This window comes from Proteus sp. FME41 (assembly GCF_014897315.1).
Classification (GTDB): Bacteria; Pseudomonadota; Gammaproteobacteria; order Enterobacterales; family Enterobacteriaceae; genus Proteus.
The window spans coordinates 99,863-121,160 of sequence record NZ_JABUYL010000005.1 but is presented as its reverse complement, the minus strand read 5'-3'; the positions used below and the strand labels follow the sequence as shown (position 1 = coordinate 121,160).

16 protein-coding genes are annotated in these 21,298 nt (G+C 38.9%); 14 read left to right on the top strand and 2 right to left on the bottom strand.

Going from position 1 to position 21,298, the window contains the following annotated elements; all coding sequences use genetic code 11:
• The first annotated feature begins 232 nt into the window (after nt 1-232).
• The 13 genes from INT04_RS06650 (at nt 233) to fhuB (ending at nt 18,342) form a co-directional block, all read left to right on the top strand.
• A complete protein-coding gene (locus tag INT04_RS06650) occupies nt 233-2,371 on the top strand; it encodes a TonB-dependent receptor plug domain-containing protein (protein WP_193015368.1) in 2,139 nt (712 codons plus the stop codon).
• Nucleotides 2,372-2,424: 53 nt separating this feature from the next.
• The gene (locus INT04_RS06645) at nt 2,425-3,258 is read left to right on the top strand and encodes a heme/hemin ABC transporter substrate-binding protein (protein ID WP_413465708.1); all 834 of its coding nucleotides are present in this window, start codon (nt 2,425-2,427) and stop codon (nt 3,256-3,258) included.
• A 20-nt stretch (nt 3,259-3,278) separates the two neighbouring features.
• The gene (hutW, locus tag INT04_RS06640; RefSeq protein ID WP_226944458.1) at nt 3,279-4,625 is read left to right on the top strand and encodes a heme anaerobic degradation radical SAM methyltransferase ChuW/HutW; all 1,347 of its coding nucleotides are present in this window, start codon (nt 3,279-3,281) and stop codon (nt 4,623-4,625) included.
• A gap of 42 nt (nt 4,626-4,667) precedes the next feature.
• Nucleotides 4,668-5,156 (top strand): heme utilization cystosolic carrier protein HutX, encoded by a 489-nt coding sequence (gene hutX / locus INT04_RS06635; protein ID WP_226894007.1) that lies wholly within the window; start codon nt 4,668-4,670, stop codon nt 5,154-5,156.
• 6 nt (nt 5,157-5,162) lie between these two features.
• The gene (locus tag INT04_RS06630; RefSeq protein WP_193015366.1) at nt 5,163-5,789 is read left to right on the top strand and encodes an NAD(P)H-binding protein; all 627 of its coding nucleotides are present in this window, start codon (nt 5,163-5,165) and stop codon (nt 5,787-5,789) included.
• Nucleotides 5,790-6,029: 240 nt separating this feature from the next.
• Nucleotides 6,030-7,628, top strand: coding sequence for an ABC-F family ATPase (locus tag INT04_RS06625; protein ID WP_193015365.1), 1,599 nt, complete (start codon nt 6,030-6,032; stop codon nt 7,626-7,628).
• Between the two features lie 249 nt (nt 7,629-7,877).
• Nucleotides 7,878-10,118, top strand: coding sequence for a TonB-dependent siderophore receptor (locus INT04_RS06620; protein ID WP_193015364.1), 2,241 nt, complete (start codon nt 7,878-7,880; stop codon nt 10,116-10,118).
• A 9-nt stretch (nt 10,119-10,127) separates the two neighbouring features.
• Nucleotides 10,128-11,297 (top strand): ABC transporter substrate-binding protein, encoded by a 1,170-nt coding sequence (locus tag INT04_RS06615; RefSeq protein ID WP_193015363.1) that lies wholly within the window; start codon nt 10,128-10,130, stop codon nt 11,295-11,297.
• A 2-nt stretch (nt 11,298-11,299) separates the two neighbouring features.
• Entirely contained in the window at nt 11,300-12,421 is a 1,122-nt protein-coding gene (locus INT04_RS06610; protein WP_193015362.1) for an SUMF1/EgtB/PvdO family nonheme iron enzyme, read from the top strand.
• Nucleotides 12,422-12,532: 111 nt separating this feature from the next.
• A complete protein-coding gene (locus INT04_RS06605) occupies nt 12,533-14,617 on the top strand; it encodes a TonB-dependent siderophore receptor (protein ID WP_193015361.1) in 2,085 nt (694 codons plus the stop codon).
• Between the two features lie 74 nt (nt 14,618-14,691).
• Nucleotides 14,692-15,474 carry an ABC transporter ATP-binding protein gene (locus INT04_RS06600; protein WP_193015360.1) on the top strand — a complete coding sequence of 261 codons (783 nt, stop codon included), beginning with the start codon at nt 14,692-14,694 and terminating at the stop codon, nt 15,472-15,474.
• A complete protein-coding gene (locus tag INT04_RS06595; protein ID WP_193015359.1) occupies nt 15,465-16,385 on the top strand; it encodes an iron-siderophore ABC transporter substrate-binding protein in 921 nt (306 codons plus the stop codon). Before INT04_RS06600 ends, INT04_RS06595 begins: the two co-directional genes overlap by 10 nt.
• Nucleotides 16,375-18,342, top strand: a complete 1,968-nt coding sequence (gene fhuB, locus INT04_RS06590) for a Fe(3+)-hydroxamate ABC transporter permease FhuB (protein ID WP_193015358.1) — start codon at nt 16,375-16,377, stop codon at nt 18,340-18,342. Before INT04_RS06595 ends, fhuB begins: the two co-directional genes overlap by 11 nt.
• Before the next feature lie 66 nt (nt 18,343-18,408).
• Here the strand turns inward: fhuB and INT04_RS06585 are convergent, their stop codons facing one another.
• On the bottom strand, nt 18,409-19,626 hold the full coding sequence (locus INT04_RS06585) for an MFS transporter (RefSeq protein WP_193015357.1): 1,218 nt from the start codon (nt 19,624-19,626) through the stop codon (nt 18,409-18,411).
• A 139-nt stretch (nt 19,627-19,765) separates the two neighbouring features.
• On the opposite strand from INT04_RS06585, the gene INT04_RS06580 reads away from it, so the two are divergent.
• Nucleotides 19,766-20,356: a TetR/AcrR family transcriptional regulator gene (locus INT04_RS06580; RefSeq protein WP_193015356.1), complete on the top strand. Its 591-nt coding sequence runs from the start codon at nt 19,766-19,768 to the stop codon at nt 20,354-20,356.
• Between the two features lie 4 nt (nt 20,357-20,360).
• Here the strand turns inward: INT04_RS06580 and INT04_RS06575 are convergent, their stop codons facing one another.
• A complete protein-coding gene (locus INT04_RS06575) occupies nt 20,361-21,293 on the bottom strand; it encodes a LysR family transcriptional regulator (protein ID WP_319021305.1) in 933 nt (310 codons plus the stop codon).
• Nucleotides 21,294-21,298 lie beyond the last annotated feature (5 nt).

Genomic DNA, 21,298 nt, shown 5'->3' with positions numbered 1-21,298 from the left:
GGTAAGAATAGAAACATCGTGTTTTTACTTACCTCTTTTCTTTATTTGCTTAAAAACCCTTCTTTTTGTGCCATTTTTGTTTATTTAAGCACCTAGTCTGCATGAAATCACATTTTTACCTTGATCTAGATCAAAGGTGTATTCTATTTGCTATTTTTCAGGTTGACGAATGCCAAAAGTTAAATTATAAAGCGAATGATAATAATTATTGATCTCATTAGGATTCGCACTTATGTGTATTCAATTTAAATCTTACTTTGTGTTGTCTGCTTTAACGCTCTCACTCTCTCAATATGCTATTGCTGATACAGTATCACCTAAAGAGGAAACACTGGTTGTAACGACAACACGCAGTGCTGCTTCTTTATGGAATAGCCCTACTACTATTCAAGTTATTGATAAAGAATCATTAACCCAATCAACCGCATCTTCTATCGCGGATCAATTGCGTGATATCCCTGGTGTTGAAGTTACCGATAATAGCCTTGCTGGTCGTAAACAAATTCGTATCCGTGGTGAAGCCTCATCACGAGTGCTGTTGTTAGTTGATGGGCAAGAAGTCACCTATCAACGTGGTGGTCAAAACTTTGGTGCGGGTATTTTAATCGATGAGTCGGCATTAGAGCGTATTGAAGTTGTCAAAGGCCCCTATTCAGTTCTTTATGGCTCGCAAGCGATGGGCGGTGTGGTGAATTTAATTACCCAAAAAGGTGGCGATAAGCTCTTCGGTGGCAATGTTAAAGTTGTTTATGACTCCGCAACAATGGGATGGCGTGAGTCAGTGTTAATGTCAGGCACAATAGGCGATTTTGAATACCGTTTTAATGGGAGTTATGCCGATCACGGTGATCGTGATACCCCTGATGGACGTTTAGCTAATACACACTTTAGAAATAACGGCCAAGGCGCATGGTTAGGCTATCGGGTTGATAAACATAAATTTGGGCTTTCACTTGATCGCTATGATTTATCGACGCAATCTTATTATGCTGATGAAGGAAAATATCAAGAGTTTAGCGTTAAAGTGCCTAAGCTTGAGCGTGAAAAAATTGGCCTATTTTATGATTATGATATTGATGCTGATTATTTTAAAAAACTTCATATAGATGCTTATACACAGCGAATTGAACGAAAATTTGAAAACCGCGTTGGTGTCGTTACGCCAACAGGCAGCCCAATGATTGGTAATTTAACGGTTAAAAACCGAACACAGTCGGAGGATACACAGAATACTTATGGAATGACTATGCAGGCAAACTTTACGTTACCTGCAAATAATGAACTAATTTTAGGCGCACAATATCAACAAGATAAAGTAAAACAAACCTCTGTTGGCCAAACATCTTCAAACAGTACAACGGGTTTCCCACCAGCCGTTAATTATGAAAAACAATCGCTGTTACATAACCGTAGCAAACAAACTAATGTGTCTGTTTTTGCCCAAAACGATTGGAAAATGGCAGAAGATTGGTCATGGACAATAGGCGCTAGACAGTATTGGTTGAAATCAGAATTACAAGATGGTGATGAGACTGTTCACCATAACAAAACAGGAACAAGTTATAAGACATTAGGCTCTGATCCTGTCAGAGATAACGCTTTTATTGTGTCATCTAATCTGCGTTATTCAGGATTTAAGGATACTGAATTACGTCTTGCATTTGCACAAGGTTACGTGTTTCCTACGTTAGTTCAGCAATTTATGAACACAACGGCGGGCGGTGCGGTCACGTACGGTAACCATGATCTTGAGGCTGAACACTCTAATAACGTAGAGCTAGGTGCCCGTTATAAAGGTAATAATTGGTATATCGATAGTGCTATTTATTATTCTGAAGCAAAAGATTACATCACATCAACTGCTTGTGCTGGAGAACGTATTTGCGAAGGAAATAGCAAAACAGGCCGAGCAGATTACTTCTATTATGACAATATCGACCGCGCGAAAACGTATGGTATGGAAGTGATGGCTCAATATCAAGGCTGGTCAATGACACCTTATGTTTCTGCCAATATTATACGTCGTCAATTTATTAGCCCAACACTAAAAACATGGGATACGGGCGAACCGACATTGACCACGCGAGTAGGTGCTAAACATGTGTTACTGCTTAATAATATGAATTTAATATCAGATTTATATTTAAGATCGGCAACGCAAGCGAAAGATAAGAGTAACCCAGAAAATAAACAACATTATGCGGGTTGGACAACGGTTAACCTTTCATTAAGTAGTGAGTTTGGTCATAACGATCAATACCGCATCAACTTTGATTTAAATAATATTTTAAATAAGCGTTATCAAACGGCTCATGAATCTATTCCTGCTGCAGGTATTAATGCTGCAGTGGGTCTAACATGGGCGTTTTAACAATGAAAAAAATATTAGTTACTCTCAGTTTGTTATTGCTGCCTTTTAATTTAATGGCAAAAGATAACAAAATTAATGAACGTTGGGTTATTGCGGGTGGTTCTATTACAGAATTGATTTATGCCATGGATGCAGGCGATAAGGTTGTTGGTGTTGATGAAACCACGTCTTACCCCGAACAAACTCAGGACTTGCCTCATATTGGGTATTGGAAGCAGTTAAGTGTTGAAGGTATTTTGTCTTTGCGCCCTTCTACGTTTGTGACTTGGGATGACGCAGAGCCGAAAATGGTATTGCGTCAACTCGCACAACATAACGTGAAGGTGATTTCTTTACCAAGAACACCCGCCACATTTGAATTAATGCTACAAAATATTCGTACATTAGCGATTTCATTGGATAAACAAGCACAAGCAGATGCATTAATTAATTCATTACAATCGCGTTTAGCCACAATTATGGCTAAAAATAATCAAATTAAGCAAAAAGTGAAAGTGATATTTTTCCTTTCACCTGGCGGTGGAATTCCTCAAGTTGCAGGAAAAACCAGTGTCGCTGATGCCATTATTCAGTTAGCGGGGGGTGAAAATATTGCAACGCACGAAAATTATCGTATCTATAGCGCAGAAGCCATTATTGCCGCTGATCCTGAGTTAATTGTTATTACCACACAAAGCCAGAAAGACCAAACAGGTGGAGTCAGGGCTTCAGAAGGACTCGCTTCTGTTCCAGGCGTGTCAATGACTCAAGCATGGAAAAATCAACGCATTATTGAAATCGATCAATCCCTTATTTTGGGAATGGGGCCACGTATTGTCGATGCTGTAGAGTTATTGCATCAACAATTTTATCCCGTTGATCCTGTAAAAGATAATAAGACCGAATAATAAGTAGGAATGATTTAATAATGAAAGAGTCAGTCGTAACACATATTATGCCATCTTCAGTCGAAATCGATCTTACGCCGCATTTCGCTCTTGAAGGTGATAGTCCTTTTCGAGATAGACACGCCACCATGCCTTGGCGAGGTTCTGTACCTATCGCGAAAGAAGAGCAACAATCGACATGGCAAGCCTTATTAGAGAGTAAAACACCCGCCTGTAAGCGATTGTTATATATTCATATTCCTTTTTGTGCAACACACTGTACATTTTGTGGGTTTTATCAAAATAATTATTACGAAGAAGCTTGTGCGCGCTATACCGACGCATTACTACGTGAGATCTCGGCTGAATCAGATAGTTTGCTTTATCAATCAGCACCTATTCATGCAGTTTATTTTGGAGGTGGTACGCCTTCTGCATTATCAGCAAAAGATCTCTATCGTGTAATCCGTCATTTACGTCAATCACTTCCTCTAGCACCAGATTGTGAAATCACGATTGAAGGTCGAGTATTAAATTTTGATGATAATCGTATTGATGCGTGTTTAGATGCAGGTGCAAACCGTTTTTCTATTGGTATTCAAACCTTTAATAGTAAAATTCGTAAACGAATGGCAAGAACCTCTACAGGTGAAGAAGCCGCCAAGTTTATGAAAGGGCTTTGTTTACGTGATAGAGCTGCGGTGGTGTGCGATTTATTATTTGGCTTACCTGGGCAAAATGCTGTGAATTGGCAAGAAGATCTCACTATTGCTCATGATATCGGCTTAGATGGTGTCGATCTCTATGCATTAAATCTATTGCCAAATACACCGCTAGGAAAAGCAGTCGAAAACCAACGTGTGACAGTACCCTCTCCGATAGAAAGACGTGCACTTTATCTTCAAGGCTGTGATTTTATGGATAACGTAGGTTGGCGTCAGATCAGTAATAGTCATTGGGCTAGAACAACTCGTGAGCGCAATCTCTACAATTTACTTATTAAACAAGGGGCGGATTGCCTTGCGTTTGGCTCGGGAGCGGGTGGCTCAGTCAATGGCTATTCATGGATGATCGAGCGATCACTTGACCATTATTATCAAAAAATCACAGATAACCAAAAACCGTTAATGATGATGAGCCGTACAACGGACAGCGGTTTTCGTTGGCGTCATGAATTGCAAGCCGGTATCGAATGTGGACGTGTTGATTTATCAAAATTAAGTCCTCAAGCAACCCTGCTCTCCCCTTTATTAAATCAATGGTATCAAGCGGGTCTGGTTGAAGATGATTTTCTTTGTATGAAGCTCACCAATGAAGGTCGATTTTGGGCAAGCAATTTACTGACATCCTTACAACAACTCATTTTGCAGTTAAATACACCTCGTTAATTTTATTACCCTCAATATTAATTAGAAGATGGAAACAACATCATGAATACAGAGTTACAACAATTTTTAATGACTGAGCCTGATGGAACACTGGAAGCTATTGCGACACAATTTACGACAACGTTGTTAGAGGTTGTGAGACATTTGCCATCACGTACATTAATGAGTGGCGAGAAATTCGATACTCTGTGGGATAGTGTGATGAAATGGGGTAATGTCACCACGCTAGTGCATACTCAAGATGTTATTTTAGAGTTTAGTGGTGAATTACCAAGTGGGTTTCATCGTCATGGCTATTTCAATCTACGCGGTAAAAAAGGAATGACCGGTCACATTAAAGCCGAAAATTGCCAATCTATTGCGATGATCGAGCGCAAATTTATGGGAATGGATACCGCCTCTATTATATTTTTTAATCAACAAGGCGTTGCCATGTTTAAAATTTTCCTAGGTCGAGATGAACATCGTCAATTATTACCTGAGCAACTATCCGCTTTCCGTCAATTAGCACAACAATTAAATGAGGAATAATCGTACGTGAAAACTTGGATTATTTTTGGTGCGGGTGGTAAAGGTGTTGGCGCACATATTGCTGACATTGGTGTAGCACAACAACGCCCTATTGTGGCTTTAGTGCGCAATCAAGAAGCCGCTGAACGTTTAGAAGCGAAAGGCATTAAAACAGTAATCGGTGATGCGATTGATGCCAAAGCTGTTGAAGCTGTTTTAGCACTAGCAGGTAAAGACGCTGACATCATTTCAACGATGGGCGGTGAAAATGATTATCTTGCTCATCGAACCGTTATTGATACTGCGGAGAAAATGGGCCTTCAACGTATGCTAATGGTTTCATCTTTAGGGTGTGGCGATAGTTGGATTGCATTATCTGACAGAGCTAAAGCAGCATTTGGTCAAGCTGTGAGAGAAAAATCATTAGCGGAAGTGTGGTTACAAACCAGTCGTTTTGATTATGCAATAGTAAGACCAGGTGGATTACTTCATGGTGAAGAAACAGGCAATGCTCAACTTTACCAATATGAAGAGATCCACGGTTTAGTGAATCGCCGAGATGTGGCACGTTTAGTCACCCAACTTCTCGAAGCAGATCTTCTCGATGACCAAGTTTATGCGGTGGTTGAACCGGGTTTGGTGCCTTCAAAGTAGTGGTGTAATGGGTAAACCTATTGCGCTTCAAGTTAAGATCACCCTTAAGAGATAGCGTATTTACGTTATCTCTTTTTTTGCTACTTTAGTTATAGACAATCACTTACAATATGAGCTGTTTTTCTCTTACCGCAAAAATTCCTTAACAGACATTCGTCACTTTACTGTCTTAATGGGGGTAACTTGTGGCATAATGCGGCCCCATTACCTTTTGTCATTCACTAATAATGAGTATTCGTCTTGTTAATCAGCAATAATATCACTATGCAGTTTGGCTCAAAGCCACTGTTTGAAAACATTTCTGTCAAATTTGGTGGCGGAAACCGCTATGGTTTAATCGGTGCTAACGGCAGCGGTAAATCAACCTTTATGAAAATTCTTGGTGGCGATTTAGTGCCAAGTAGCGGTAACGTATTTCTCGATCCTAATGAACGCCTTGGTAAGCTAAAGCAAGACCAATTTGCTTATGAAGAATTTACTGTGCTTGATACAGTGATTATGGGTCACACCGAACTTTGGGAAGTTAAGCAAGAGCGTGAGCGCATTTATAACTTGCCAGAAATGAGTGAAGAAGACGGTTTACGTGTTGCCGATCTTGAAGTGAAATTTGGCGAGATGGACGGTTATACCGTTGAATCACGCGCTGGCGAATTATTATTAAACGTAGGTATTCCATTAGAACAACATAATGGCCCTATGAGTGAAGTCGCACCCGGTTGGAAATTACGTGTGCTATTGGCACAAGCGCTGTTCGCTGATCCTGATATTTTGTTACTGGATGAACCTACGAATAACTTGGATATTGATACCATTCGTTGGCTTGAACAAACGCTAAATGAACGTAACAGTACTATGATTATTATTTCCCATGACCGTCACTTCCTGAATATGGTCTGTACGCACATGGCTGACCTGGATTATGGCGCATTAGCCGTTCATCCGGGTAACTACGATGAATATATGTTTGCGGCGACTCAAGCCCGTGAACGCTTATTTGCGGATAATGCGAAGAAAAAAGCACAGATTAACGAATTACAATCTTTCGTTAGCCGTTTCAGCGCGAATGCTTCAAAATCTCGTCAGGCAACTTCTCGTGCAAAACAAATTGAAAAAATTCAATTAACAGAGATTAAAGCGTCAAGCCGTCAAAACCCATTTATTCGTTTTGATCAAGAGAAAAAATTATTCCGAAATGCACTTGAAGTAGAAAATATCGCTAAAGGCTATGAGGGCAATACTCCTCTATTTAAAGATGTCAATCTCATGCTTGAAGTAGGCGAAAAAGTAGCCATTTTAGGTAATAACGGTGTAGGTAAATCAACACTGATTAAAACACTTGTAGGTGAGTTAACACCAGATTCAGGTCGTTTAAAATGGTCTGAAAACGCAAATATTGGCTATTATGCACAAGATCACGCGGGTGATTTTGAAGTAGATATGACGGTATTTGATTGGATGAGCTTATGGATGAAACCCGGTGATGACGAGCAATCAGTACGCAGTATTTTAGGTCGTTTACTGTTTTCTCAAGATGATCTGAAAAAATCAGTCCAAGTATTATCAGGCGGTGAAAAAGGCAGAATGTTATTTGGTAAGCTAATGATGCAAAAACCAAATATTTTGATTATGGATGAGCCAACTAACCACTTAGATATGGAATCGATTGAATCACTGAATATGGCATTAGAACTTTATCAAGGTACCTTGGTTTTTGTTTCTCATGACCGTGAATTCGTTAGCTCATTAGCAAACCGTATTATTGAAATTACACCTGAAAAAGTGACTAATATCCAAGGAACTTATGATGAGTTCCTTGCGAAAAAAGGTGTTACGCTTTAATTTCACAGCAGAATTAAAGTAATAAGCAAACACAGGCTTGATAACTCTTTATCAGGCCTTTTTTATTGTATTGATTAATAAAATAATTATTGTCATATTTTATTTAAAAAGAGCACAATATCTGCTAAATAAGAGATCCTTTCATCACTCTCCCCCTGTTTTATTTTACTCATGACTTCATTCAAATTTTACGGCAATACAAATAAAAATGATTATCATTTTTATTGACTGAGAGTCGGTCATTGGTGTATGTTACCGACCACGAGTCAATCATGGTTTGTTTTTATTTTTGGGATCATTATGTTGCTATTACCTCAGACAAAACATTATCCAAATAAGCAATTAAAAAATTATTGGATATGTGGCTATTCTCTTGTTTTACCTAGCTTAATTTCTCTAAGTATTGCTTCCCCTGCTTTTGCAGCAGAAAATATTGAGAAGATTGTTGTGACGTCAGATCCACATTCTCAAACTGATGCTCAGCCTTATGGATATATCGCAAAAAAACAGACAACAGCCACCAAAAGTGATGCCACTTTATTAGAAGCACCACAAATGGTTTCAGTTGTTAATCGTGCTCAATTAGATAATTTACCAGCAGAATCTATTAGTCAGGCATTACGTTATAGCTCAGGTGTGGTGAGCGAAAAATTTGGTGCATTTGGCAGTGGTATTGATTATTCCAAAATGCGTGGTTTTGATGCTGACTACTATTTAGATGGCCTAAGGATGTTAGGAAATAGCGGTATTTGGGCGCCCCAAGTTGATAGTTGGAGTTTAGAGAATTTAGAAGTCGTGCATGGCCCTGCATCTGCTTTATATGGTCAAGGGGGCGCAGGCGGTGTGATTAACATGACATCACGACGTCCTTCTGCACAAGCTCAGCATCAAGTACAGTTACAAGCGGGTAATAATAAAAATCATGGGATCAAATTTGATACTACATCAGCTATCAATGAGGATGAAACATGGTTATACCGCGTTTCTGGATTAGCGCTTGAACAAGAATCGCAAATTCCCTCTTCTCGTCAAACGCGTTTTCTGATTTCGCCAGCAGTAACATGGAAACCTAATGACGCATTAAGTTGGACCGTGTTAGGGCAATATCAAAAAGAACCTCGTCTGGGTTATTACAATACGTTACCTGCTCAGGCTTTAGGCTTATTGCCAAATCCTAATGGTAAGGTTGATCCGAATCGAAATTATAATAATCAAAGCCATGATAATTCGCATCGTAAACAGCAATCATTAACGTCATTGTTTGAATATGAACTGACTCCTCAGTGGCAATTTAAACAAAACACCCGTTTTATGAAGGTTGATACTGAAATTAGCCGTGACTATACCCGCGGATTTTTACCTGGTGATCGTTTGTTAACCGCAGTTTACCAAGAAGCACCGAGCAAATCAGAAACATGGGTAACAGATACACAGTTGATTGGAAAGCTAGAGACGTGGGACATTGGGCATACCGTCATGGCAGGTTTTGATTACCAGCATGGCTATATGACAAAAGATTGGTGGGGGTCTCAAACGGTTAATTTTGATCCTTGGGCGTCTCATCACAAGCCTGATTTTGAGCCTTACCCTGTTTCGCGTACTTCCACAAAACAACAATTTGATCGCTATGGATATTATTTACAAGATCATCTACGTTGGCAGCAATGGAATTTACTACTGAGTGGCCGTTATGATTCCACCGATTTAGATACACATAATCAAATTTCAGGTGTGACAAACTCAAGTCATAATACTGCGTGGAGCCATCGTGTTGGTCTGAGTTATCAATTTCACAATGGTTTTTCACCGTGGATAAGTACATCAGATAGTTTTGATCCAGTGTTAGGTACTGATGCAGATGGAAAAGCCTTTATTCCCATGAAATCAAAACAATATGAAGCGGGTATCAAGTATCAAAATCCTGAATCAACTCAACTGGTCAGTGTAGCGGTTTATCAATTAACGCAAGAAAATGTCACAACTCATAATCCGAGAAATCCCGATTATTATCAGCAATCAGGTGAAATTCGTTCTCGTGGGCTTGAAGTTGAAAGCAAATTAGCGTTAACGCGACAAGTAAATATGATGCTCAATTATGCCTATCTTCATAATATTGTGACCTCGACTAGTGATCCAACAACGTTAAATAAACACCCTGTTCAAATACCTACTCATACAGGTTCTGCATGGATAGATTATCGTTTTCACCAGCCCTATTTGGATGGCGCATTATTAGGTGCGGGTGTGCGCTATTTAGGTTCAACACATGGCGATAACACCAATACCTTTAAAGTGCCCGCAGTATGGTTAGGCGATATGAGTTTCCGCTACCAATTATCGTCAATCAACCGTGAATTACAGGGATTAGAGTTAGGATTAACTGTCAGTAATATCACAAATAAATCCTATGTTGCGAGTTGTACCAGTTCAACGTATTGCAGTGTGGGAACTGATCGTGTTGTGCTTGGTGTACTGAACTACTATTTTTAGGAAATGAGCATGGATAACTATCGACGTTCATTACTAAAAGGTGCCAGTGCATTCTCGTTACTATTAGCAAGCCCCTTTCCTGTTTATGCAAAAACTGTTTATGTAAAACCAAAACAGAGAGAAATCGTTGATATTCTGGGAAGAGAAATTGCATTACCTCAGGAATTAACGCGTATCTATATTGCAGATAGTGGCTTATTTTTGCTTTATGCTTCTTTAGATCAAGGTGCTCTTTATGAGCGCCTTATTGCCATGCCTTCTGCATTTCGTACTGCTGACTTAAGTTTATATCACCAATACACTCGTGCCTTTCCTCAATTATTAGCATTGCCTGAATTTACCGCTATGTCGAGTGGTCACTTTAATAGTGAAAAGCTTATCGCATTAAAACCAGATGTCATTATTGTTGCCGTTGGAACTTATCGTGCAATCAGCGTTAATGGTGTGCTGGACTTATTAACAAAAGCCACTATTCCTGTTGTGGTGTTTGATTTAAGTATTGATCCGCTTAATAACACACCTATCAGTACATCCATAATGGGAAATTTGCTAGGTAATATTCCACAAAGCCAAGCAATGAACCAATTTCGAGAAAAACAACTCACTTACGTTTCTCAGCAATTAGGTCAAAAATTGTTTAAACGCCCTAATGTGTTATTTGAACGCGCTGCGGGTTTTACACCTGAATGTTGCCTCTCTTATGGCAATGGCAGCATGGGACAAATGCTAGAGAATGCGGGGGGGAAAAACATAGGGTCTGAATATATAAAAAGTACTTATGGCCTTTTAAATCAGGAAACCGTTATTTACTCTGAGCCAGATAAAATTTTTTTAACCGGTGCTGATTGGAGTGGTTATAACCCTTCGGGTGAATGGATTAACTTAGGGCCAGGTGCAAATTTAACTGAAGCTAAACAGCAACTTGCTATTTTAATGCAACGCCTTGCTTACAAAACATTAGATGCTGTTAAAAATAAACAAGTGTATGCCATTTGGCACTCTTTTTATGACAGTCCTTTCGGTTTTATCGCTATTTTACAAATGGCAAAATGGTTACACCCAGACCGTTTTTCTCACCTCGATGTAGACGCTATTTTTCATCAATACCATACTCAATTTTTACCAGTGAAATGGGAAACGGGCTATTGGGTTACTTTGCTTGATCAAGATAAGGAATAATCATGTTTGATATTTATTCGCCGGATCCATTACGGAGAAAAGTTGAGGCACAATCAGCAGGAAAAAGAACTATTTTATATTCCGCAAAAGGTCAGCCTAACTATATGTATGTTGTTCCTCGTTTTCGATTAAATGAGGTATCCGATGATCTTGGTGATATGCTTCACCCTGCTTTTATTGTGAAAAATAGTATAAAAGACGCTTTTTTCTATGCTTGCTATCCTGCCTCATTACATCAAAGTGAATTATTGAGTTTACCTAATCAGAAACCAGCCACGTTATTAGATTTATCGAGTTTTCAGCAATATGCACAGCACACCGGAAACGGATTTCACTTAAGCACGAATGCGGAATGGGCGGCGCTTATGTTGTGGTGCCGTCATCACAATATGATTGAAGATGGTAATACGGACTATGGGCGCAGTTTTCTTCATCCTGAGCAATGTGTTGATCGTGTTGATGGTAAAGAAGCGGGTGATACTGATTTTACTACAGGCGATCCGACGACAATAACGGGACCACAATGGGAAAATTGGTATCATGATAATAGTGAATTTGGTATTAGCGATTTATGTGGCAACCTTTGGGAATGGCAAAGTGGCATGCAATTAAATGCCGGCGAAATCCAGATTATTAAAGATAACGATGCAGTATTTTGCGGTGACCCCTCCATCACAGAACAATGGCACGCTATCGCGTTGGCAACAGGTAAATTATTACCGATTAATCATGCTAAGAGTGCAAAGTACGATGCTCCTACAGCAAATAATGATGGCAATGCGGGGACACCTATTTTATCAACCTCAATAAAACATTATAACGGTACACCAACAGATAATGGTTATCCTGCAGGGTTAATGGATGGTGATTTTAATGCAATAACGGTTGACGAAAATAGTCAGGTACCAATGTTATTTAAAGCATTAGGATTATATCCAGCAATAAATCAACACGATAATAATCAAGTGTATTTACGAAACTATGGTGAGCGCGCTTTAATGCGAGGTGGCGCATGGTATTCACAACACGTGGCAGGAATGCGGACATTGTGTTTAAGTCATCATCAGCATCATCGTAGCACGTCTGTCGGTGGTCGCCTTGCTTGGATAGACTTAACCAGTTAATTCATCCAAATAATTATTATTTACAGACGTTTTTGCATAAATTAATTTACCTTAGTATCGATTATATGAATAATAGTGATAATAGTAATGATTATTATTCGGTGAAATATTGTGATTAATCTTTATGCATTTAAATTGAAACCTGTGGCATTACTCTGTTCTGCCACCCTTCCTTTTGTTTTGACTACATCGGTGTTTGCCGAAGAAACGGCAAAAACAGAACAAGTTGAGAAACTTGTTGTCAGTGCTCAAGCCCTGAAAGTAAATACCAGTTTGCAAGAAACACCTAAATCTGTTTCTGTCATTTCCCAAAAAGATCTCGAAACGCATGCGCCTCAAAAACTCGATGAAGCCTTACGGTATACCTCAGGTGTTGTCTCGCAACCTTTTGGTGCTGATAACGATACTGACTGGCTTCGTGTGCGTGGTTTTGAAGCGGCAACATATTTAGATAACAGTCGTCTATTTCGTGATGGTTATTATACGTGGCTACTTGAGCCTTATGGTTTTGAACAAATTGAAGTGGTTAAAGGGGCTTCTGCCGTATTATTTGGTGAATCAACACCCGGTGGTGCCGTTAACGTTGTACAAAAGAAACCTAGCTTTACGCCTCAAAATGAAGTATTTCTTGAAGTTGGAAATAATGACCAACGTGGATTAGGTTTTGATGTTTCAAGTGCCACTGACGATAAACGTGTGCGTTATCGGCTTGTTGGATTAATGAAAAAATCAGATGGCGAATTATCTCACACAGATAATGAGCGTATTTATCTTGCGCCAAGTGTTGCGGTGAATGTGACTGACGATACTTCGCTGACCTTTATGGCAACCTACTTGCATGATGATGGTACGCCAACTAATCCGTTCTTCCCTGCTGCAGGTACATTAATTTCATCTCCTTTTGGCAAAATTAAGCCTTCTACCAATTTAGGTGAGCCAGGTTACGATAAATATAAACGTACCCAAATTTCAGCGGGTTATTTATTAGAAAGTAACATCAATGATGTTTGGCGTTTTTCTCAACGTTTAAACTATGGTTATAACGATCTGTTATTGCGCAGTGTCTATGCATTTCCTAATTCAGATATTGCAGCAACAGAACTGAAGCGGGGGGTTGTTTTCCGTGATGGTAAAAGCCAAAGTATCTCGTTTGATAATAACGTTGTCGGTGAATGGGATACGGATAATTTCGAACACACAGTATTAGCGGGTGCCGAGTTGCAATATCACCAAACAAAAGGGGATGAGCAAGATAATTACAGTTTCAGCACCATTAATCCGTGGAACCCTGTTTATGGTAATTATACGCCTCTTAATCCCGCTGATAATATCAATCGTACCATTGATAAAACTCAATATAGCCTTTATTCACAATATCAAACTAAATTTGATAGTCGCTGGATTGCCGTAGCGGGTGTACGTCAAGATTGGGTAAAAACAGAGAATAAAGCGCAATCAAAAAATGAGGATAAATCACGTACAGATAGCGAATTTAGCCTGAATGCCGGATTAATGTATTTAGCAGATAATGGTCTATCTCCTTATGTAAGTTATTCCGAGTCCTTTGAGGTGATGAGCACTATCGATCCTGCAACTAAAGATTTGTATAAGCCATTAAAAGGTGACCAAATTGAAGCAGGTGTGAAATATACGCCTGATTTTATAGATGGCTACGTTAATATTGCTTGGTTTGATATCACACAGAAAAATGCACTTGTTGCAAACCCTACAACATTTGTATCTACTCAAACGGGCAAAGTCACTTCAAGAGGGGTTGAAGTCAGCAGTGAAATGCAACTGACCGAACGTTTAGCGCTAAAAGCCAACTACACCTATACCGATATGCAGACGGATGACACGGGCAATAAAGGTAAACAACAAGCAGGTTTAATTCCTAAACATACTGCCTCTGCATGGGGTAGCTACACTATTCCAATTACAGGCACGCAAGCATTAACCTTAGGAACGGGTGTTCGTTATTTAGGTCAATCAAAAGATAATCCTAAAAGCAGTGATTTAACTGTACCCAGTGCAACATTATGGGATATGGCGACAACCTATAATCTCAATAAACAGTGGCAATTACAGTTAAATATCAACAATATTCTTGATAAAGAGTATCTATCAGGTTGTGATTATTATTGCTATTACGGGCAATCTCGTTCTGTGTTATTGAACGCTAAATATCGCTGGTAACCTTCTTTCTTATTCTGCCTCTTGTTGTTCATCATGCAATAAAAGGCAGAATATTATTTTATAAATGAGTGACCATGTTTGAACTCTCAAATATTCAAATGGATCGCGGTGGACGTACTATTTTATCAATTCCTTCACTGCGTATTTCAGATTCTGGATTAACTATTATGCTTGGCCATAATGGATCAGGTAAATCGACCTTAGTGAGTTTGTTATCTGGTCAGCAAGCGCCTGATCGTGGAACTCTGACATTAAATAACCGCACTGTCTCACACTATAAACCTCGTGAACTGGCTAAACAGATTGCTTTTCTTCCTCAAAAACTACCTGCTTCTGCAGGATTAACAGTAAGAGAATTAGTGCGTTTAGGCCGTTTCCCTTGGCGTGGAACACTAGGCCGCTGGAATAAAAAAGATGATGAAATAATCACAACAGCAATGGAAAAAGCGGGAGTTCTGCCTTTTGCAGACACACTCGCTGATGATTTATCTGGTGGTGAACGTCAACGTGCTTGGGTTGCAATGTTACTGGCTCAACAATCCCCCATTTTAATTTTAGATGAACCGACTTCCGCTTTAGATATACATCATCAATATCAACTAATGGCGCTCTTAAGTGAGCTAAACCAAACTCAACATGTTGGTATTATTGTTATTTTGCATGATCTCAACCTTGCCTTGCGTTATGCCACTCATATTATCGCGCTTAAAAAAGGGAAAATTGCATTTGAAGGTGAAGCTTCACTACTTTTTGATGATGAGCGACTTTCTGCACTTTATGAAACACCCATTAAACTGATTGAGCACCCTGATAATAAAGGTTCACAACAACATAAGGTGGCAGTGGTATGCGTGTAATATTACAAAAAATAGCTAAGTTACTGCCCTTTTGTTTGGCTATTTTATTCATCAGCCCCGTCGTTAAGGCGATAGAAAATAACAATCAAATACCAGCTAAAACGCCACAACGCGTTATTGTTTTAGATTGGGATTTACTGGAACAAATCTTAACACTTGAAGTTATTCCGATCGGTGCTACTGAAATTACAGGTTATAACCAATGGGTAGCTTACCCTGTTGCGCCTAATTCTATTGAAGAAATTGGTATGCGGGCAGAGCCTAATTTAGAAAAAATAGCATCTCTAAAGCCTGATCTTATTCTGGCATCTCGTTCACAACAAGACTTATTGCCCGTATTAAAAACCATTGCGCCAGTGGTGTACCTACCTAATTTTTCTCGTCAAGATAATGCAGCGCAGGTTGCTTTAGCCCATTTTAATACCCTAGCCTCTCTTTTTGGAAAACAAGCAATTGCACAACAAAAATTGACTGAAATGGAGGCTACATTTATACAATTAAAGGCTAAATTACAGCAGGCATTTATAACGTTACCTGAAGTGGAAGTGATCCGTTTTTCTACCTTAACGTCCGTCTTTTTATATACTGAAAACTCAACAACTGACTATGTGGTAAATAAATTAGGATTAAAATCAGCAATATCATTACCTCCACAACCTTGGGGAATTGATCAGAGAAGAATGAAGGTGTTACAGCAGATTACACAAGGTTATGTTCTTTATATGTTGCCTTTTCCTGATGAAGCTAAACTGAAAAAATCGGTGTTATGGCAAGCTATGCCATTTGTGCAGAATGGACATTTTCATTCAATGAAACCTGTTTGGAATTATGGTGGAGTAACATCATTAACGTTAATGGCTGAGGCGATTACAGAAAGTTTATTAGATATGGCGCCGAATAATGAAAATTAAGCAATTCACTTTCTATTTTTTGGTAATCATCTTATTAAGCATGACCAACTTACAAATTGATAATTCTCTTTCATTATCTCGTCAATGGTATTTATTGGGACATTTAGACACTAATACCCTATTTGCTGATGTTTTTTTTATTCATGCACAATTGCCACGTTTAGCCATGACGCTACTTATTGGTGGACTATTTGGTGTTGTTGGCAGTTTAATGCAGCAATTAACGCAAAATAACCTGACATCCCCCTTAACGTTAGGGACGTCATCCGGTGCTTGGTTAGCTTTGGTTATTGTGAATATCTGGTTTACTGACTGGGTTGCTGATCACAGCGCATTAGCGGCGACAATGGGCGCTTTATTGGCCTTTTCTCTTGTTATTATTATCGCCGGAATTCGCAATATGACCGGCTTACCTCTTGTTGTTTCCGGTATGGTGGTCAATATTTTATTAGGTGCTATTGCAACGGCATTAGTGACATTACATTCTCAATTCGCCCAAAATATTTTTATGTGGGGTGCGGGTGATTTAGCCCAAGATGGCTGGGATAAATTTCTTTGGTTGTTACCTCGCACTGCCCCTGTTTTCCTTATTTTTATGTTTGCACCTCGTATTCTTACACTACTGCGTTTAGGACATGAAGGCGCGACTGCTCGAGGATTGTCTGTTTTACCTGCATTTGCTTTTTTTATTCTATTAAGTACTTGGTTAGTTTCTGTTTCTATTACCGTTGTTGGCGTTATTAGTTTTATCGGATTACTTGCGCCTAATATTGTTAGAACATTAGGCGCAAGAACTGCTCGGCAAGAGTTGATTGCCAGCGGTTTAATGGGCATATGCTTATTGCTGATCACCGATAGCTTAGCGATATGGATAGGTCAGTGGCTTGATACAGTTATACCCAGTGGTGTTACTGCGGCAGCCATTGGAGCACCTGCATTAATTTGGTTTAGCCGCAAGAAAATGCGTGCTCAAGATCAACTTTCTATTTCTATTCATTCTCGGACTAAAGTTGTATCAAAGTATACAGTGATAGGAATATCTGCATTATTACTACTTGGGTTAATGCTTACTCTGTTTATCCATATTAATGAACGCCAATGGTTATGGGAGACACCTTCTGTTTATCAATGGGCATTGCGCTACCCTCGTTTATTAACCGCACTATTTGCTGGGATTGCATTGGCGATTGCTGGTGTTATTTTACAACGTTTAATTTATAACCCATTAGCCAGTCCCGATATTTTAGGGGTTTCATCAGGGGCCACCTTTGCATTGGTTTTTTCTAGCTTAATTTTGGGGAGCACCCTACAAACCTCACAATGGGGAATAGCGTTGTTAGGCAGTAGTTTTGTTATGGTTATCTTATTAGTTTTAGGTAAACGACACCAATATGCACCCGCAAGCTTAATATTAACCGGTATCGCATTAACCGCGAGTTTAGAAGCCTTTATTCAGTTTTTCTTAGCTAAGGGTTCATTAAGTAGCTACAAGGTATTACTGTGGTTATCGGGTTCGACTTATCGTGTTAGCAGTGAACAGGCCCTTTATTTTGCTTTTGCTATCACACTGATTGTCGGGTGTGCCTTTTTATTAACACGATGGCTAGCGTTAATATCAATTGGTCGAAGTTTTGCTTCAGCTCGTGGATTACATACTGAGCATGCAAGTATTATTTTATTGATTATTGTTTCGCTTTTATGTGCTTTAGTGACTTCAACGATTGGCCCGATTGCCTTTATTGGTTTGGTAGCGCCCCATATGGCCGTATTAATCGGTGCTCAAAAGATCAAATCACAATTAATTCTTTCAGGATTAATTGGGGGAACCTTAATGGTTTGGGCGGATTGGCTTGGTCAAATATGGATTTATCCCGCACAAATTGCGGCTGGAACGTTAGTTGCCATGTTAGGCGGTAGCTATTTCCTTTGCTTAATGCTGTTAAATCGTAGTCGATGAACTTAAAAAAGCCTAAGAATATCTGCGTTCATTTTGCTGATATTCTTAGGCTTTAATTATTATTCGTTACGCATAACTTTTGCTGTTCTTACTGCTTTTATCATTAATATGTTGAAAACCTAAAAATGCCGTTAACAACACTAATGCACTTGCCCCTATTGCTATCCATACACCCAGTTGTACACCAAAATAATCCACAACTTGCCCTGTTAATGTTGCGCCAATTGCAGTGCCAACATTAAGCCCTGCAAGTAACCATGTCATTCCTTCAGTAAGTTGATTTGCAGGCACTATTTTCTCAATAAGTGACATCGTCACTATTATCATAGGAGCAAAGAAAATACCTGAAATTAACACGACTAAACTTAAACTATAAATAGAGTCCACAAAAATAAGCGGTAACATGGTAATAAAAGTTGCGATACCACCTAAGAAAAGTAAACGATGTAATGGTGTTGATAATTTTAACGTACCGTAAAATAAGCCCGCAAAACAAGAACCGACTGCATAAGCTGATAATACAAGGCTAGCCCCTGCAGGCATTCCTTGAATATGAGCAAAAGCGACGCTGAAAATATCAATAGTGCCAACAATGACGCCCATAAAAATCATGATAAAAGTTAAGACTTTTACAAGAGAAAAACGGATCACAGACTGCGTTTTATGGCATGTTAATTCAGATGATAATGGCGTTATTTCAGGCTCTGTATCACGCTGCAAAACAAAGAAAAATACACCAATAATTAGAAAAATAGCCGAGATTAATAAGCCTGCTTGGGGGAAAAAAGCAACACTTAATGTGACGGAAATTGGAGGCCCTAAAATAAAGGTCACTTCATCAAATACACTTTCTAATGAATACGCTGTTTGTAAACGACTATCTTCTTTATAAATAGCGGTCCATCGTGCTCTAACCATGGCTGAAATACAGGGCATAAAACCAATCAGTACCGCAAAAATAAAGAATAAACTGATATGCCATTGCAGCCATGTCGTCAGTAACATCCCTCCTATTCCAATAACGCTGATTAATGTGAATAACGGTAATATTCGATATTGCCCATAGGTATCAACCAAACGTGATATTTGGGGTGATAACAACGCATAAGTAAAAACAAAACTAGCAGAAATTATTCCCGCTAAGGCATAGCTATCAGTGAGTTGTGAAATCATCATAATGATCCCAATCCCCATCATGGGTAATGGCAATCGTGCCACCATGCCCGCTAGGGTAAAAGAGGTTGTGCCTTTATAACTAAATAGCGTTTGATAGGTGCTTATCATTGTTTTCCTTATATTTGACCTTGCCATTTTTGCAAGTGTTCAAGATAATACATACATAGCGTATGTATAAATCATATATACATACGAACTGAATGTAAATAAACAAACAGTATGTATATATATTCCAAAAGGAGAGAAAATGGCGAGACGAACACGTGCTGAAATGGAAGAAACGCGGTTATTGTTGTTAGCAACAGCAAAAAAAGTATTTTGTAAACAAGGCTATGCAGAGGCATCAATGGATGATTTAACCGCCCAGGCAGGATTAACACGAGGCGCGCTATATCACCATTTTGGCGATAAAAAAGGATTACTATCTGCAGTTGTTGCGCAAATAGACGCAGAAATGGACGCTCGTTTGCAGGTGATTTCTGATACGGTTGATGATCTTTGGGTAGCTTTCTCAACCCGCTGCCATACTTATTTAGAGATGGCATTAGAGCCTGACATTCAACGTATTATTATGCGTGATGCTCGTGCAATATTAAGCGATAAAGTGACCGAACTTCCGACACATTGTGTGGCATCAATGAGTAATATGATTGATAAACTCATGGATAATAAAATATTGATAGCAACAGATCCGAAAATGCTGGCGCTGTTTATTTATGGCAGTTTAGAGGCAACAGCATTATGGGTTGCAAACAGCCAAGATGGAGAAACTCAATTAGAACATGCTAAGTCAACATTAGATGTATTATTAAATAGCCTGCGTATTTCAGCAAAATAAAAAACTACGTGATTTGCCAAGTGGCTTTTCCTTTCCATTGCTTTTCAATGAAGTCAAGAAAGTAGCGAATTTTGGGAGACAGATGTCGCTTAGAGGGATAAATGGCGCAAATAGGGGCAAGTTCAAGCGTATTTTCTAATAAAATAGGGACTAACTTTCCTGATTTAATAGATTCTCCCACTAAAAATTCACCTAATTGACAGACTCCATAACTGGATAATGCCATATCTAGGATGGCTTCTGTATTATCTAAATGTAATTTCCCTTTAACCGGAATGGTACATTCTTTTTGATGTACCTGATATTTCCAAGGTACGGTTGTGCCTTGATGAGAAAAAATAATTAATTGATGTTGAGACAATTCATTGGGTGATTGAGGAATGCCGTATTGTTCAAAATAATCAAGTGAAGCACAGGTAATTAAACGATGAGGCGCTAACACTTTACGCATTAATCGACTGTCATCATTTCCGCCTATGCGAATAGCTAAATCAATACCATTTTTAACTAAATCTGTGTATTCATCTGAAAATGTTATTTCAGCCTTTAATTCTGGCCACTGCGTTAAATAAGTTTGCAGTAAAGGAAGAATATAACGCCGACCAAAAGCGATAGGTAAATCAATACGTAAGCGCCCTCTCGGATTTTCATTAAGCTTATCAAGAGCTGTTTTTGCTTCTTCAATCTCATTTAAAATAAACTGTGCATGTTGATAAAATAATTCACCCTCAGCCGTTAAGCTAATATTGCGTGTTGTACGATGAAATAAGCGTAAATTTAATCGTTCTTCTAAACGTACAATACTTTTCCCTACTGCTGAACGAGACATTTCTAAATTTTCTGCTGCATAAGTAAAACTAAGCAAATCAGCGACACGAGTAAAAACAATGAGATCAGAGACATTATCAAAAGGTAGCGCTATTTTTTTATTTGTCACTTTTA

Bases quoted from the DNA above. Each gene is read 5' to 3' on its own strand.
- INT04_RS06615 (WP_193015363.1), top strand. From the start codon at position 10,128: ATGGATAACTATCGACGTTCATTACTAAAAGGTGCCAGTGCATTCTCG.
- INT04_RS06620 (WP_193015364.1), top strand. From the start codon at position 7,878: ATGTTACCGACCACGAGTCAATCATGGTTTGTTTTTATTTTTGGGATC.
- hutX (WP_226894007.1), top strand. From the start codon at position 4,668: ATGAATACAGAGTTACAACAATTTTTAATGACTGAGCCTGATGGAACA.
- INT04_RS06610 (WP_193015362.1), top strand. From the start codon at position 11,300: ATGTTTGATATTTATTCGCCGGATCCATTACGGAGAAAAGTTGAGGCA.
- INT04_RS06650 (WP_193015368.1), top strand. From the start codon at position 233: ATGTGTATTCAATTTAAATCTTACTTTGTGTTGTCTGCTTTAACGCTC.
- INT04_RS06595 (WP_193015359.1), top strand. From the start codon at position 15,465: ATGCGTGTAATATTACAAAAAATAGCTAAGTTACTGCCCTTTTGTTTG.
- fhuB (WP_193015358.1), top strand. From the start codon at position 16,375: ATGAAAATTAAGCAATTCACTTTCTATTTTTTGGTAATCATCTTATTA.
- INT04_RS06580 (WP_193015356.1), top strand. From the start codon at position 19,766: ATGGCGAGACGAACACGTGCTGAAATGGAAGAAACGCGGTTATTGTTG.
- INT04_RS06600 (WP_193015360.1), top strand. From the start codon at position 14,692: ATGTTTGAACTCTCAAATATTCAAATGGATCGCGGTGGACGTACTATT.
- hutW (WP_226944458.1), top strand. From the start codon at position 3,279: ATGAAAGAGTCAGTCGTAACACATATTATGCCATCTTCAGTCGAAATC.
- INT04_RS06585 (WP_193015357.1), bottom strand. From the start codon at position 19,626: ATGATAAGCACCTATCAAACGCTATTTAGTTATAAAGGCACAACCTCT.
- INT04_RS06645 (WP_413465708.1), top strand. From the start codon at position 2,425: ATGGCAAAAGATAACAAAATTAATGAACGTTGGGTTATTGCGGGTGGT.